Here is a 15,883-nt window from a genome sequence, read left to right as displayed (position 1 = left end):
GACTTTTATTTGCAAGATTTAAATAAAACTATAGCACTATTACATAAATAACTGCTTGCCTGTATAATTATATCCAAATACTACTTGCATACTTAATTATCGTTATTATTGATAACTCATTAACAGTTTCCTATTATTTTTATTAGTATATCATTCACCTGAAACACGGAAAAGGTTCAGTAGATATATCTACCGAACCCTTTTTATTAATACCTAGTATAAAACTAGTATCTATTCACCTTTACCGCAGCACTTTTTATATTTCTTTCCACTTCCACATGGACATGGATCATTTCTACCGATCTTATTTTCATTTCTTGCTATTTTTGATTCTCTATACTGAACAGCTATTTCTTTTCTCTTTTCTACTGAGAATATTCCATCCCATTGAGGAAGATCATAAAGATAGTCAGCTTTAGCATCTAACATATTAAAATATAGTTGTTCAAAATCTATATCAAACACTAGTTCTTGGTCAGCACCTATGTTTTCAAGATCATAAGGATTTTTAAGACTTTCGTTTATACCATCAACGAACCCCATTACAAATTCTGATGTTGTGCTATAATCTTTAGCTAACTCTTCAATTGTAGCCTTCTTTACTGTATTGTGACTACCAAGCAGTTCAGTGTATATTCTTCTTTCTATATCACTATATTCTGACCAAAAAGCTGCTTCCCCTTTAGTCTTAACATAATCTACAACCATATCAGTCCATTGACTATATAAACTCATTATATTATCTCCTTCTTAATGTTATTCTATTGAAATTATACTAATTACTTCTATGTTTTTCAAGATTATAATTTATAATTTGCTACTTTTCCCCACTAATCTTGTATACAGCCTTAGAATTGCAGTAATTGCAGCTTCCTGTATCAGTATTTTCAAGGTTAGGGAATGTCTCAAACTGGTCTATGTACTCATCTATTGCAACATCTACATGGTCTTCACAACTTAGCTTTTCAATATAATCACTCATTATATCATACCCTTCCTATTTTAAAGTTATTTAAGCTCGATATAACTACTTGGTTTATGTCTATCTGCTAAAGTTAGATAAACATCTTTGCCATCTTTTATATTGTTATCATTCAATACATTTAATACTGTTTGGAAAGCTAAATCCGGATGATTATTAGTATTACTTAAATGTCCTAATATTATCTTCTTAGGCTTATCTCCTCTAAATATATCTACAATTGCTTTGCCACAATCCTCATTTGAGAGATGTCCTATTTCACTTAATATTCTCCTCTTTAAAGGATACGGATACGGTCCATATTTAAGCATCTGTATGTCATGATTACTTTCCAGAAGTATAACTTCAGAATCTTTTATATTTTCCTTTATCTCCTCAGTGAATGTACCAAAATCTGTTGCAACACTTACCGATCTTCCTTTAGACCTTATAGTATACCCCATAGGACCTGCTGCATCATGAGGTATATTAAAGCATCTAATTTCCAAGTCTTTTACTTCAATTGTACTTCTTTTATCTATAATTCTGATATTTTCTTCTTTTATCTTGCCTACTTGATTCTCCATGGCATTCCAAGTAGCTTCATTTGCATATATAGGAATATTGTACTTCCTAGATAAAACTCCTATACCTTTAATATGATCTGAATGCTCATGGGTTATAAATATTCCATCTATTTCGGAAGGATTCTGTCCTATTTCACTTAAAGCTGAATCGATTTTCTTCCCTGGCAGCCCAGCATCTATTAGCACTTTTCCGCTATCTGAACGCACAAATATACTATTGCCACTACTACCACTGTATAATGAGCAAAATATCATGCCTTTTCCCCCATGATTCTATTTTTTATTCCTCTTGAATTCTATATATATCTGCACCTAATTCTCTAAACTTAGTTTCTATATGCGGATATCCTCTATCAATGTGTTCAATACTGCATATCTCAGTTTTTCCTTCTGCAACTAGTCCAGCAATAACCATTGCTGCCCCAGCTCTAAGATCTGTAGCCTTTACAATTGCTCCTGTTAACTTACTTACACCTTCTAAAACAGCAACTCTTCCTTCAACTTTCACAGATGCACCCATCTTCTTAAGTTCATCAAGGTGTTTTAATCTACTTTCCCATATTGTTTCTGTTATCATGCTTCTTCCATCAGCCACGCAAAGAAGCGTAGACATAGGTTGTTGAACGTCTGTTGGAAATCCAGGGTATGGTGCAGTCTTTATGCTAACCCCTCTTAATGGTTTATCCACTGCAACTCTAATACTGTCATCGCCTTCTTCAATTATTGCACCCATCTCTAAAAGTTTTGCAGTTATTGATTCAAGATGCTTTGGAATAACATTTGTTATTGTGATATCACCTTTAGTTGCAGCAGCAGCAATCATGAAAGTACCTGCTTCAATTTGATCAGGTATAACACTATAATTGTGTCCTTTCATAGACTCTACTCCTCTTATCCTTATTATATCTGTTCCAGCACCTTTTATATCAGCGCCCATTGAATTAAGGAAGTTTGCTACATCTACTACATGTGGCTCTTTTGCAACATTTTCTAATACCGTTACACCTTCAGCCATTGTTGCTGCTATCATAACGTTAATAGTAGCTCCAACACTTACAACATCAAAAAATATATTAGCTCCAACTAATCTATCTGCTTTTATGTTTACAGCACCATGCTCTATGATAACTTCTGCGCCCATAGCTTCGAAGCCTTTTATATGTTGATCGATAGGTCTAACCCCTATAGGGCATCCTCCTGGTAAATCAACCTTTGCTCTCTTAAATCTTGATAACATAGCACCTATAAAATAGTAAGAAGCTCTCATAGCTCTGACATCTGCTGTACACGCTTCTACCGTATTCATATCTGATGAATCTATCTCTAAAGTATTATTATCTATCTTATTTACAGTACATCCTAAACCTTTAAGTATTCTCTCTAAGCAGTGAACATCTTCTATATCAGGTATATTATCTATTATAGATTTTCCTTCACTTGCTAATATAGCTGCAGGTAATATAGCTACAGCTGCATTCTTTGCACCAGCAATTTCTACTACTCCCCTAAGCTTGTAGCCTCCATTTATAACTAACCTTTCCATACTACTTCACCCTTGCTCACTTATTTTATATATATAAATTCCCCTAACTAAAGAACAATTATCCAAATAATGCCTTACAATTTTCAACAAAATAATACATAGATATTGTCAAAAATCACTAAATAAAGCACTTGTCCATAGTTTCCATTATATCATAACGTAATAATAATTAAAGTGATTTTTTATGTTGATGTCGTGGAAAAATGTACCTTTATGAATTTTTCAAATAAATTTCTATATTTATGTAATAATTTTAATAAATATTCATTTTATTTACAAATAAAAAATCATTAATACATTCTTTTATTGTAAAAAAAAGAACAATGCTATTTAGCATTGCCCTTTTTTATCATTTTTTATCTTCCTTCTTCTTCAAAACTTCCACAATCTGTACATTCTACGTCTTCAGCTTTTGGAGTATGTTTTACAACCATTATTTGATCTAGGCTACAAAAATTCTTGTCCTTAGCATGGTATTTACACTCTGCAACTACACATCCAATACTATCATTATGTTTCATGGCTTTATCCTCCTAGATAATACTAAATTTAAATTTTTGCAAAATTACAATTTGCATATCTATTTTAAGTATTCGCATATTTTTTTATACCTTGTAATATGTTATAATTTATAACAAAGTCTGTATATTATATAATGAGAATTGTATTGAAAGAGGTTAAACATGAGGTATTATTTAGTTGCGCTATTCGATGATGACTCCTATAAATCAATAGAACCTATACAAAAAAATCTTTCTAAAAAATATAGGTTATATAAAAACTTACCAACCTTACACATTACATTAGAAGTAATAGAAAATCCAAATTTAGATAAATTAGATGAAGTAATTTCTAAAATAATTAGGCCTTACAAGAAATTTAAAGTTGAACTTAAAGATATTATTTGTTTTGGTGAACCTTATAAGTCTGTCAATTTAAAAGTAGAAAATAAAGGTTATATAAAGAGACTAGCTAGAAATATAAATGATACTTTAAAACTACATGGTTTTTCAGTAAGAGAAAATATAAGCGACTGGGATCTACATGTCTCACTAGCAAATACTAACTTTGCTCAAAGAGAGTGGAAAAAACAAGAGTATGAAATAGCTTGCAGTACCGCAAAAATAGAGGGTTTTTATAATATGGCTAAGATAAATCGAGTAGAATTATGGAAACCAGTTAACAATAAAAAAGATATGATTATTAAAACTTATACTTTAAAAACTTATTAATTATATATAACCTAGTGTCTTATACTGTTCGATAATAATTTATTTTCATGAAAATAGTAAATTAAATTTATTTATAAAGCTTTAATATTTTAGTTTAAAAATGCTACATCACAAATGCTGTAGCATTTTTTTCATTGTTTTTATATTTATCTATAAAAACATTAATTTTTGGAAAATATAACTTTGACAATTTAAAGTTAATATACTTTACCCCATCTTAATAGTTTATGATTTGATAGCCTAATTTATATATTTTTTTAGAAAATAAAATATTTTTAAACTGTATTCGTTTACTGAACTTTTCATTTGTCAAAAGATTTTGTACAATATTATCGTGGCGTTTGCCCAAGAAGATAGGGGGATATACATATGAATCTTAATAAGTTTTTTACAAAACAAAAAGAACTAAATAAGACATTACTCCTCGACCCAAATTTAAATGACTATAAACTTACTCAAAGAAAGTTTTTAGAACTTCAGATAAAGATAGGCGTATTAGCAGAAGAAACTAAATGTTATAAGTATTGGGTTGAAAAAGATGTGAAGTTAGTAAAATCTTCAGTATTAGACAATTACATAAATTGTTTAAGCAGCATTCTAACAATTGGAATAGACGAGAAATATGATGAAGTAGAAGAACTAGTAATTAAACCTAATGATTATTGTTTAAGTGACCAATTTTTAAACTTATTCATAGATGTTAATGACTTAATAATCTCTCCGTCAAAAGATCACTACCAAACATTATTAGAAGATTATCTAAGCCTTGGAACAAGCCTTTGTTTCTCAGAAAAACAAATTGAAGAATTATTTATAAACAATAGCTTACGTAAAGTAGCCCTTTAAGGGCTTTTTTTTATTGTATAGAAAGCTATAAAATATTCATGTCAGCTAAGCCTATATATTTCAATTACCTTAGAAGCTTTTATGGCTATACAATAAAAAAGAAGTTTGTATATGTTTTATGCTTTAATGGTTACAATAATTCCTGAGGTGATTTTTCTTATGGGAATTATTTTTTCTATAATAGCTGGAATTGCTATGAGTTTACAAGGAGTATTTAATACTAGAGTTGAATCAAGGATTGGTACTTGGGAGACAAATGCTATTGTCCAAGGATCTGCATTCGTAATTACCATTATTTTAGCTTTAACAATAGGAAAAGGCAGTTTCAAAAATATTAAAGATGTTAGTAAAATATACCTCCTCGGAGGTGTGCTCGGTGTAATTATTATATTTACTGTCATAGAAGGCATAAAAAATCTTGGAGCAACCTACTCCATAGCAACTATATTAATAGCCCAGCTTACAGCAGCCGCATTAATAGATGCCTTTGGCCTGTTCGAATGCAAAAAAATTTCTTTCGGCTTAAATGAAATACTTGGAGTAATGATAATGATTGCTGGTATAATAATATTTAAATGGAAAAGATAAAAAAGGTAGGATACTTATTATGATATTTTCTAATTTAATATTTTTATCTAAAATGGCTTGGAAAAATATAAAAACTTATACTAAACCAATGGAAGAAGCTCACAGGGGACAGATTAAAGAGAACTCTGTAAGGTGGTTAGGTCATGCAACTTCACTAATAAACATAAACAACAACATAATAATGACTGACCCATTGTTCAATTCATTCTTAGGTCACATAAAAAGACAAGTAAAGGTTCCAGATGATATTAACTATCTGAAGGTAAATTATATATTGTTATCTCACGGTCATACTGACCATATAAACTTTCCATCTCTAAGAAAATTAAATAGAAATGCTATTGTTTTATGTCCTAAAGGTTATAAATATATATTAAAACTTATAGGTTTTAAAAAAGTTTTTGCTATAAGTCCTGGTGAAATTTACTCTGACACCAACGTATCTATAAAAGCCTTTGAGGCAAAGCATGATGGCAGAAGATTCTATATAGGAAAAAATAGCTATTCCAACTCTTATTTAATAACTTCAGGTAACAAACAGGTTTTTTATGCTGGAGATACTGCATTTACAGAAGAATTTAAAAACTTAGATGCTAATATAGCTTTAATGCCTGTAGGCTGCTATAAACCAGATAGATTTTCAGAAATGCATTGTACACCTGAGGAGAGCTATAAAATGTTTAAGATGATGAATTGTCATAAGATGGTTCCAATTCATTACAAGACCTTTATACTATCCTTAGAAGACTTCAAAGAGACTTATGATAGATTAGTTTCTTTAAATGATGCTAATATAAAGATAATTAATATAGGTCAATGTATAGATTTTTAGAATCTTATATAATTTTTAAACTATATCATATGTATCGTATAGCAAATTTGCACTCTTACATATAATATATTGTATGAGATTTCCAATTTTACAATTTAACTGTTTTATGAGTCTTATAGATAGTTATGATACGAGAAATCTTTTAACAATATTAAAGGAGTGTATAATGTTTTCTTTAAAAAGCAAGCTTGATACTTCTCTGAGATATTATATGTCAAAAGAATATTTTAAAAAATATAGAGTTATTATAAAATATAAATCTTTTAGCGATACTATCTTAAAAAGAATATCCTCATTTAAAGGTACTATCATAAATAAGATCGATTGGCTAAACCTTATTACAGCTGAAGTGTCTCCTAGAGCTATAGATAGACTTATTGAATACCCTGAAGTTGAGTATGTTAGTCTAGACGGATATTGTTTACTATGTGGAACTAGTGTAGCTTCAGCAAACAACGTAAATTTAGGTGGAAGATATAAATTCACAGGAAGAGGAATAGGCATAGGGATAGTAGATACCGGTGTATTTCCTCACCCTGATCTTCTAAGCCCAATGAATAAGATACGACTTTTTGTTGATCTTATAAATGACTTCAAGTACCCATACGATGATAATGGCCATGGAACGTTTATAAGTGGCATATTATGTGGAAGCGGAGGTAATTCAGACGGTTTATATAAAGGTATTGCTGATAAAGCTAATCTTTATTGTTATAAAGCCTTTAATGGTACTGGAAAGGGATATGTTTCAGATATCCTTTTTGCTATCAATTCTTTAATATCCTCATCTGAAGATGAAAACATAAGACTAATTCTTCTTCCATTTGAACTAGCAAATGATAACATATTTTATTTACAACAATTTGATAAACTCTTAGGATTAGCAATATCCAAAAACTTAATTCCGATAGTTCCTTCTGGCAGTAATCCCAGCAAAGAATATTCAATAAGGGGATTAGCTACATTAAGTAATTGCTTAACTATAGGCGGATTAGATACATCTAAAACTATCAAACCTTATTCCTATTCGTCGGCTGGTCCTGTAGGTAAACTACAAAAACCAGAAGTTTCTGCTGGTTGCGTAAATATTCAATCTTTAAATTGTGATAAAAACTATATTTCGGAAAGAAATGGATTAAAAATATATCCATCAAAACTCACTGAACCTTATGCAACATATTCTGGAACATCATGCTCCGCGGCATATGTTTGTGGTGTATGTGCATTATTACTAGAGAAAAACCCATTGCTTACCTTTAATGATATTAGATCATTACTACAAATATCTGCAGACTCACACGAGCTTCCAAGATATGCTGAAGGTGATGGAACTTTAAACTTAGATAAATTATTGACTTAACCAAAAGCACTAAGTATTTTAAAAGCTTAGTGCTTTTCTATTACTTTATATATTTATTAGGATTTATAGCAGTTCCATTAACCCTTAACTCAAAGTGAAGATGCGGTCCAGTACTTCTTCCCGTAGTTCCTACTTTACCGATTATATCTCCTCTTTTTATTTTCTGCCCAGGCTTCACCAGTACCTTACTGCAGTGTCCATATATAGTTTCTATCCCGCCCCCATGATCAACTACTATCATATTACCGTATACATTATTATAGGAAGTTTCTTTTACCATACCATCTAAGGCAGCCCCTATAGGATCCCCTACATTTGAAGCTATGTCTATCCCATGATGTACCTCCCCCCATCTAGCTCCAAAATTTGAACTAATACTGCCTCTTGATGGCTTTGATAAAAAAGCTACGCCTGATGGTATAGGATTTTTTATTCCTGTATGTATAACAGTGTCTATTGGTTTCATTACAACCTTCTCACTTATTTTCTCTGTATTGATTTTCTTACCATTTATATATGTACTTTCTTCCTCAACTTCATTCTTTCCATTAATACCTTTATCCACCTTAGATTCACCAATAAATAAATCCTCGCTTGAATTTATTATAGTAGATGGTTCTACATCTATCATATTTTTGTCTTTCGTCTTTACTTCAACTTTTACTAATGGTTCTTCACTATCTTTATCTGTTTCAATTATTTTATTTACTACCTCATCAGTAGGCAAAACATTTGATACAGATGTCTTCTCTTCTATATACTCACTATTAGTATCAATACTTATTGATACTATGTCGCTTTTATCTATCTTACCTATATCTATGTACCTGTCTGCTACCTTCTCTAATATCTGCTTACCTTCCTCTTTATTAGCTATATACCCTATATATCTTTTTCCTAGAACAAATCTAAATGCAGTTATATTTAATTTTAGATTTTTAACTATGTTCTCTTTTAATTCATTTAATGTATATTCAGATACTACATTTCCACTTGATTTTTTAAAAGATATATTATTAGATTCCTCTATAGTAGTACCAAACCTTTTGTTTACATCACCTTTTACTTGATTGAAGGCTTCCTTTGCTTCCTCCCTATCATTTACACAAGCAATATATACTCCATTTTCATAAAAGCAATAATAATCTACCTTATTAAGCACATTTATATAAATGACAGCTGGTACTACCAATAAAATTATTGCTTTTATTAAGAAAAGTTTAATACGTCTACTACCCATTTTATATACCTTTTTCCTTTCATGTAATATATTTTTAATGGTAAAAAATCAGCATTCTTCTTTAATATCTCCTATAGTAAGCTTTATTATGCATTACTTTATGTATGATTTGATGCAATGACGAGCAAACTAGTATTAGTTATTAATTGGCAGGCTATCATTATTGAGAGAACCTTTCCCCTCTGTTATAATATAATTACATAAGAGTTTATCATTTTATAATGATATATATGGATGTATCACTTCGTAATAAAACTTATTATTTTTAAATTCTCTCACCAGAACCCGTGAGAGTTTTAAAAATAGATTTCAGATTGAAGTGTTTCATCTCTAATGACATACAAATTACATTGAATGGAGGGTTATTACCCTATGAGTACATTTATGCTTAAAAATTCTCCTGTACAATTTACTCCCGTAAGCAATATTTTTCTAGAAAAGTATATGCCAAAAGCAAGAGGTGAATTTGTAAAAGTTTACCTAATGATGCTAAAGTATAGTATTTCAGGTGAATTAGGAGTTAGCTCATCCATTATAGCTTCTAACTTAAATCTTTTAGAATCAGATATAATGAATGCCTTAAACTATTGGCATGACGAAGGTATAATACAATTGGTTCCTATAGACAAAATGAATAATTTCAATATAAAGTTTATAGAATTAAGTGGTGATGAAAATACTGAATCTACACTTAACTTACTAGATGAATTAAATAAGAACAGTACTAAAGATATGCTTAAGGAAGTTGAAAGGCTACTAGCTAGACCACTATCCCCTAAGGAAATGTCAACATATCTTGGGTTACAAAATGATTTTGCTTTCTCTTCAGAAATGATATTAATGCTTATAGAATACTGCGTATCCAAAGGAAAGTCTGACTCTAGATATATAGAAAAGGTTGCATTAGCTTGGCATGATAGCGGAATAAAAAATATAGAAGATGTTCATGCTTATATTACTAAAAGTGAAGATAAATGGATAAAAATAAGAAAAATACTAGCTTATTTAGGAATAAAAAACGCAGAAGTCATGAAGCCTCAAGAAGAACTTATGGAGAAATGGATGTTTACATACAACTTTTCTAATGAAGTTATATTAAAGGCTTGTGAAATATGTTTTGAAAGGTTAAACAGGGCTGACTTTAGATATATTGATGGTATATTAACTCGCTGGAATAATGACGGTATAAAAACTCTTGAAGATGTAGCAACTAAAAACTTACCTTCAAAAACTAGTAACAATAGATCTAACAATAGCACTAACAATTATGACAACGGCAAAAAGAGTAATTTGAAGTTTACAGATTACGAGCAGAGAACATACGATTATGATTCATTAGAAAGAAAGTTATTAGGATGGGATAATAATGATTAACGAATATAAAGGTCAACTAACAGATATATATACAAAAATAAGAGAACAAGAAGCTGCTGCTTTAAGGAAACGTAGAGAAATAATAAAAAATGAACACCCTGAAATACTGGATTTAGATAATGAAATAGGCAAAATGTGCATAAGATTATCTATAAATGCACTAAGATCAAAAGATGAATCACCACAAAACTTTGAAGAGTTAAAGGATGCAATAACCGAGTTAAGAGCTAGAAAATATGAATTATTAGTATCTCATGGATATAATCCTGAATACTTGAACCTGCATTATAGATGTAGTAAATGCAAGGATACAGGTTATATTGTGACTGAAAGATGCTCATGTTATAAACAAAAATTAGTTAGCCTTCAATACAAAGCTTCTGGGCTTGAGAATGCTATAAAAGAGGAAAACTTTGATACCTTTAACTTAAACTATTACCCTTCTCATAGAATTGGAGATGAAAAATTTTCTCCTAGAAAAAACATAGAGACTATACTTAATTCGATTACTACTGACTATCTTCCTAACTTCTCCAAGAGGGATGATAACTTATTATTTTACGGTACATCCGGAACAGGTAAGACATTCCTTTCTAACTGTATCGCAAAGGAACTACTGGACCAAGGCTACTTAGTAGTATATAGAACATCTGATGAACTTATTAAAGATTTAAAAGAAATTAGATTTAATAACAATCTAGCTGTAGAAGATCTTTTAATTAATTGCGACTTGCTTGTGATTGATGACTTAGGTGCAGAGCAAATAACTGAATTCTCTGTTACAGAGCTGTTTACACTACTAAATAAAAAGTTATTAAATAAAAAGAAGATGCTTATTTCAACAAATATGTCACTACAAACATTGACTAAGTATTACGCAGAAAGAATAACCTCTCGTCTTTTTGGAAACTTCAAACTTTTCAAGTTCTACTCTGAGGATATAAGAGTTAAGAAAAACTTGGCTAGATAATTTCCTAAAAGATAAAGAAGCAATGATTATATTATCATTGCTTCTTTTATTTATAAAATATTATTTTTTCTTTATATATTTTCTGATATCAATTGCAACTGCACTTACTATAATTAAACCTTTTACAATATATTGATAGTAAGGGTTAACACCTATAAACGCTAATCCATAGTTAATAACTTGGAATATTAATACTCCTGTTATTATGCCAGGAACTGTTCCTATACCACCAGCTGTAGAAACTCCACCTACAACGCAGGCTGCTATAGCATCAAGTTCATACATGTTACCAGTATTATTTGTAGCACTACCAACACGTCCAGCTTCTAGAGATCCTGCAAATCCATAAAGAGCTCCTGCTAAGAAATATATTAATAATAGATATTTAACTACATTAACACCAGATACAGTAGCAGCTTCAGGGTTTCCACCAATTGCATACATATTCTTACCGAATCTAGTTTTATTCCATAATAACCATACTATAAGAGTTACTATTATTGCATAAATAATAAGATAAGGTATTTCAAACTTCGTTCCAGTACCTATACTACCTAAAACAAAATTAGAGAAGTCCTTGTCCAAACCACCTATTGGTTGAGCTCCGTATGGAGGACGGTCAAAGTATATTGAGTTAAGTCCATAAACTATGATCATCATACCTAGAGTTGCTATAAAAGGTGGAACTTGAAAAATTGAAACTACAACACCATTTAAAAGACCGATTATACCACATGCTAGCATAGCTACTACTATTGGTACTACTACCGGTAACTTTTGAAGATGAGGATACATACGATACGCATAATCTGTAGCTTGAAGCATTGATGCAGAAAGTACTGCCGATAAACCTACCATACGTCCTGCTGATAAATCTGTACCTTGCGTAATTAATATACCACCAACACCTAAAGCTATTATAATACGAGTAGATGCCTGAGCTAATATATTACGGAAGTTATTTATGCTTAAAAAATCAGGAGATATAGCTACTATAACTACCAGTAATGCAATTAGAACTATATAAATAACATTATTCATTAACCAAGTCTTGTCAAACTTACCTTTTAAAGAAAATTTCTGTTTTTCCATATTCAATTCCCCCTACCCTATAAGTACATTGCTGATAAACGCATAATTTCTTCTTGTGATGTATTTCTTGTTTCGACTATACCTGCAAGTCTTCCATTACTCATTACTAAAATTCTATCTGTTACTCCTAGTAGTTCTGGCATTTCAGAGGATACCATTATAATTCCTTTTCCTTCTTTAGCTAGTTCATTCATCAACTGATATATTTCAAATTTAGCTCCAACATCAATACCTCTAGTTGGTTCATCTAACATCAGTATTTCTGGTTTTGTAAGTAACCAACGTCCTATTATTACCTTTTGTTGATTTCCTCCAGATAGTTTTCCTATATATGTTTTCTGCGAAGGTGTCTTTACTCTCATGGAATCTATTACCCACTGAGTATCTTTCTCTATGTTCTTGTCAGATAATATTCCAAATTTGTTTATATAACTATCAACATTGGCTATTATAGAATTGAAACTTATAGGAAGCCTATCAAATATACCTGTAACACGTCTCTCTTCAGTAACTAATGCAAATCCATTTTGCATAGCCTTCTGAGGAGATTTATTGCTTATTTCTTTTCCATGAAGAGTTATTTTTCCTGATTCAATCTTTCTCATCCCAAATAAACTTTCTATAAGTTCCGTTCTTTTTGCTCCAACAAGGCCGGCAACCCCTAGGATTTCCCCTTCTCTAAGGTCAAAACTTATATCTTTTAAGGATGGTTGCGTTTGTGCAACTAAATTATTAACCTCTAATATTACTTTACCAGGCTTATTTACTTTTTCAGGGAAACGATTTGATAAATCTCTACCTACCATCATTTTTATAATCAAATCCATTGTTAGATCTCTGGCATGTTCTGTTGAAATCCACTGACCATCTCTCATTATTGTAACTTCATCAGATATCTTTAGAATTTCTTCCATTTTATGTGATATATATATGATAGCAACATTTCTATCTCTCAATTTATTAATTATTTTAAACAGATGATTTACTTCCTTTTCAGTTAGTGATGATGTAGGTTCATCCATAACTATAATTTTAGAATCATAAGATACTGCCTTAGCTATCTCAACCATCTGCATTTGAGATACTGATAAAGTATTTACCTTACTTCTAGGATCAACTTCTATTTCCAATTCATCAAATATTCTTTTTGTATCTTCATACATTTTATTTTCATCTATAAAAGGTCCTTTGTGAGGATATCTACCAAGCCAAATATTGTCCATTATATTACGCTGTCTAACCTGATTTAATTCCTGATGAACCATTGAAACTCCATTATCTAAAGCTTGTTTAGAGTTTTGAAATTGAACCCTTTGACCATTAAAAAATATTTCTCCTTCATTCGGATGATAAATACCAAAGAGGCATTTCATTAGAGTTGACTTCCCTGCTCCATTTTCGCCCATCAATGCATGTACCGTTCCTGGTCTAACACTTAAATTTACTCCCGCTAATGCTTTAACACCAGGAAATTCTTTTACTATATTTCTCATTTCTAGAATAAATTCTTGCTTTGATCCTGCTTCAACCGCATTGCTCATGGTTTACACCTCCATATAATTCATTACTGAAATAAGTATGAGACACACCTTATGTGTGCCTCATACATGGTGTTTTTATTTGTAAGCGTCCTGTCCTACAGATATATTATCTTTAGTTACGATAATATAAGGAACACGAACTGCTTTATTATCATCTAGTTGCCACTTTGTTCCATCAGTAGGATTCTTTCCATTTGCTGCATTTATAGCCAAGTCAAGAGTTGCTTGACCTTGGTTCTTAGCATCATTAAGTACTGAACCAACCATCTTACCTTCATTTATCTTTGTTAATGCTTCTGGTATAGCATCAACACCAACTATTGGCATAAATTTGTTAGCATCTTTGAAATATCCTGCTTTTTCTAGTGATGCATAAGCACCTAAAGCCATGGCATCGTTGTTAGCTATAACAAATTCTATCTTATCACCGAACTTTGATATCCATGCATCCATCTTGTCAGTTGCCTTTGCAGTATCCCACATAGCAGTATCTATAGCTAATTCTTCAACATCTATACCTTTTTTCTTTATTTCATCAACAACATATTTAGTACGAGCTTCTGCATCTGGATGTCCTGGTTCACCTTTTAATAATACGTATTGAATCTTTCCATCCTTATTCTTGTCCCATTTATCCTTATTCTTTGTCCATTGATCTACTACTAAATCACCTTGTAATATACCTGATTCTGCTGATTTAGTTCCTACATACCAAGCTTTATCGTAGCTCTTTAATGCAGTAGCTTCTGGCTCTTTATTAAAGAACACTACTGGTAAGTTCGCTTTCTTTGCTTTGTCTATTATAGTTGGAGCAGCCTTTGGATCTACTAAGTTAATTGCTAGTGATTTTACTCCCTTAGAAATCAAAGTATCAACTTGCTCATTTTGCTTTGATTGGTCATTTTGTGAGTCATTCATTGATAATGTAGCTTTTCCATTAGCACCTGTATCAATTGATCTTCTTACATATGACATAAAGTTGTCATCATATTTATATATTGTAACTCCGACCTTTGGTAGTCCACTATCCTTGCTTGTCTCATTCTTTGTTGATGAGCATCCAGCTAAAGTTAGCGAAAGTGCTGCTGTAATAGTTAATAATAATACTTTTTTGTTCATAAATGATCCCCCCATAAACTATTCTCAATTCATACCCGTTTGTAATTGTTTACAAATTTATTTTAGTAAAATTTAGTCGTACTGTCAATATATTTTTTTGTACTTTTACACAAATATTTTTTTATTAATTGTTGATATTAATAAAACTATTTGATATGATTACATTTTTACTGTATTTTTCTTTCAAGTAATCATTTACATATAATTTTTTTACTAAATTTATTGTATTTGTTTACTATTTTTTATGTGCAATATTATATAACTATGATGACTACTATAAAAATTATAGATAAACTACTTCTTATTAGAATGAGGGGTTGTTCTTCATTAGATATTATCTCTTTTACTTATAATCACTATTAGTAGAAACGCTTAAAACCTATTTTATTCTAAAAGAATATTTTAACTGTAGAGCCTAAAAATTTTATACTTTCCTAAGAAAAATAATATTATTTACAAAACAAAAAAGACATCTTACTATCGTAAGATGTCTTTATCTTGGAGCTGGCAATAGGAATCGAACCTACAACCTGCTGATTACAAGTCAGCTGCTCTACCGTTGAGCCATGCCAGCATCAAATTGGCGACTCAGAAGGGG

At 30.8% G+C, this 15,883-nt stretch carries 16 protein-coding genes and 1 tRNA gene; 7 read left to right on the top strand and 10 right to left on the bottom strand.

Annotation, left to right across the window (positions count from 1 at the left end; translation table 11 throughout):
• Nucleotides 1-231 precede the first annotated feature (231 nt).
• From OCU55_RS13375 to OCU55_RS13355, 5 genes are all read right to left on the bottom strand, one after another.
• Nucleotides 232-735 (bottom strand): SEC-C metal-binding domain-containing protein, encoded by a 504-nt coding sequence (locus OCU55_RS13375; protein WP_261852813.1) that lies wholly within the window; start codon nucleotides 733-735, stop codon nucleotides 232-234.
• Nucleotides 736-817: 82 nt separating this feature from the next.
• Nucleotides 818-982 (bottom strand): CxxH/CxxC protein, encoded by a 165-nt coding sequence (locus OCU55_RS13370; RefSeq protein ID WP_261852812.1) that lies wholly within the window; start codon nucleotides 980-982, stop codon nucleotides 818-820.
• 26 nt (nucleotides 983-1,008) lie between these two features.
• Complete coding sequence (locus OCU55_RS13365; RefSeq protein ID WP_261852811.1) at nucleotides 1,009-1,803, bottom strand: MBL fold metallo-hydrolase; 795 nt, start codon at nucleotides 1,801-1,803, stop codon at nucleotides 1,009-1,011.
• A 25-nt stretch (nucleotides 1,804-1,828) separates the two neighbouring features.
• A complete protein-coding gene (gene murA / locus OCU55_RS13360; RefSeq protein WP_261852810.1) occupies nucleotides 1,829-3,091 on the bottom strand; it encodes a UDP-N-acetylglucosamine 1-carboxyvinyltransferase in 1,263 nt (420 codons plus the stop codon).
• Between the two features lie 356 nt (nucleotides 3,092-3,447).
• Nucleotides 3,448-3,612: a DUF1540 domain-containing protein gene (locus OCU55_RS13355; protein ID WP_261852809.1), complete on the bottom strand. Its 165-nt coding sequence runs from the start codon at nucleotides 3,610-3,612 to the stop codon at nucleotides 3,448-3,450.
• Nucleotides 3,613-3,774: 162 nt separating this feature from the next.
• Between OCU55_RS13355 and OCU55_RS13350 the strand changes: the two genes are divergently transcribed.
• The 5 genes from OCU55_RS13350 to OCU55_RS13330 all read left to right on the top strand — a co-directional run bounded on the left by OCU55_RS13350 (nucleotide 3,775) and on the right by OCU55_RS13330 (nucleotide 7,949).
• Nucleotides 3,775-4,323 carry a 2'-5' RNA ligase family protein gene (locus OCU55_RS13350; RefSeq protein ID WP_261852808.1) on the top strand — a complete coding sequence of 183 codons (549 nt, stop codon included), beginning with the start codon at nucleotides 3,775-3,777 and terminating at the stop codon, nucleotides 4,321-4,323.
• Nucleotides 4,324-4,692: 369 nt separating this feature from the next.
• Nucleotides 4,693-5,169 (top strand): dUTP diphosphatase, encoded by a 477-nt coding sequence (locus tag OCU55_RS13345; RefSeq protein WP_183279536.1) that lies wholly within the window; start codon nucleotides 4,693-4,695, stop codon nucleotides 5,167-5,169.
• A 159-nt stretch (nucleotides 5,170-5,328) separates the two neighbouring features.
• Nucleotides 5,329-5,757 carry a DMT family transporter gene (locus tag OCU55_RS13340; RefSeq protein ID WP_261852807.1) on the top strand — a complete coding sequence of 143 codons (429 nt, stop codon included), beginning with the start codon at nucleotides 5,329-5,331 and terminating at the stop codon, nucleotides 5,755-5,757.
• Nucleotides 5,758-5,773: 16 nt separating this feature from the next.
• Nucleotides 5,774-6,589, top strand: coding sequence for an MBL fold metallo-hydrolase (locus tag OCU55_RS13335; RefSeq protein ID WP_261853079.1), 816 nt, complete (start codon nucleotides 5,774-5,776; stop codon nucleotides 6,587-6,589).
• Between the two features lie 166 nt (nucleotides 6,590-6,755).
• Nucleotides 6,756-7,949: a S8 family serine peptidase gene (locus tag OCU55_RS13330; protein WP_261852806.1), complete on the top strand. Its 1,194-nt coding sequence runs from the start codon at nucleotides 6,756-6,758 to the stop codon at nucleotides 7,947-7,949.
• Nucleotides 7,950-7,989: 40 nt separating this feature from the next.
• Here OCU55_RS13330 and OCU55_RS13325 read toward each other — a convergent pair whose 3' ends face one another.
• Nucleotides 7,990-9,189 (bottom strand): peptidoglycan DD-metalloendopeptidase family protein, encoded by a 1,200-nt coding sequence (locus OCU55_RS13325; protein WP_261852805.1) that lies wholly within the window; start codon nucleotides 9,187-9,189, stop codon nucleotides 7,990-7,992.
• Between the two features lie 372 nt (nucleotides 9,190-9,561).
• On the opposite strand from OCU55_RS13325, the gene OCU55_RS13320 reads away from it, so the two are divergent.
• Both OCU55_RS13320 and OCU55_RS13315 read left to right on the top strand, forming a co-directional pair.
• Nucleotides 9,562-10,563, top strand: a complete 1,002-nt coding sequence (locus tag OCU55_RS13320; protein WP_261852804.1) for a DnaD domain protein — start codon at nucleotides 9,562-9,564, stop codon at nucleotides 10,561-10,563.
• Nucleotides 10,556-11,533, top strand: a complete 978-nt coding sequence (locus OCU55_RS13315) for an ATP-binding protein (protein ID WP_261852803.1) — start codon at nucleotides 10,556-10,558, stop codon at nucleotides 11,531-11,533. Before OCU55_RS13320 ends, OCU55_RS13315 begins: the two co-directional genes overlap by 8 nt.
• Nucleotides 11,534-11,593: 60 nt before the next feature.
• Here the strand turns inward: OCU55_RS13315 and mglC are convergent, their stop codons facing one another.
• The 4 genes from mglC to OCU55_RS13295 all read right to left on the bottom strand — a co-directional run bounded on the left by mglC (nucleotide 11,594) and on the right by OCU55_RS13295 (nucleotide 15,859).
• A complete protein-coding gene (gene mglC / locus OCU55_RS13310) occupies nucleotides 11,594-12,625 on the bottom strand; it encodes a galactose/methyl galactoside ABC transporter permease MglC (protein WP_261852802.1) in 1,032 nt (343 codons plus the stop codon).
• A gap of 17 nt (nucleotides 12,626-12,642) precedes the next feature.
• A complete protein-coding gene (mglA, locus tag OCU55_RS13305; protein ID WP_261852801.1) occupies nucleotides 12,643-14,166 on the bottom strand; it encodes a galactose/methyl galactoside ABC transporter ATP-binding protein MglA in 1,524 nt (507 codons plus the stop codon).
• Nucleotides 14,167-14,241: 75 nt separating this feature from the next.
• Nucleotides 14,242-15,285 carry a galactose/glucose ABC transporter substrate-binding protein MglB gene (gene mglB / locus OCU55_RS13300; protein ID WP_261852800.1) on the bottom strand — a complete coding sequence of 348 codons (1,044 nt, stop codon included), beginning with the start codon at nucleotides 15,283-15,285 and terminating at the stop codon, nucleotides 14,242-14,244.
• A gap of 499 nt (nucleotides 15,286-15,784) precedes the next feature.
• Nucleotides 15,785-15,859: transfer RNA gene (locus OCU55_RS13295), tRNA-Thr, on the bottom strand.
• Nucleotides 15,860-15,883: the final 24 nt, after the last annotated feature.

Source organism: Clostridium folliculivorans (assembly GCF_024341905.1).
GTDB classification, from domain to species: Bacteria; Bacillota; Clostridia; order Clostridiales; family Clostridiaceae; genus Clostridium_AR; species Clostridium_AR folliculivorans.
The sequence above is the reverse complement of the archived record's forward strand: the minus strand, read 5'-3'. Positions and strand labels throughout refer to the sequence as shown.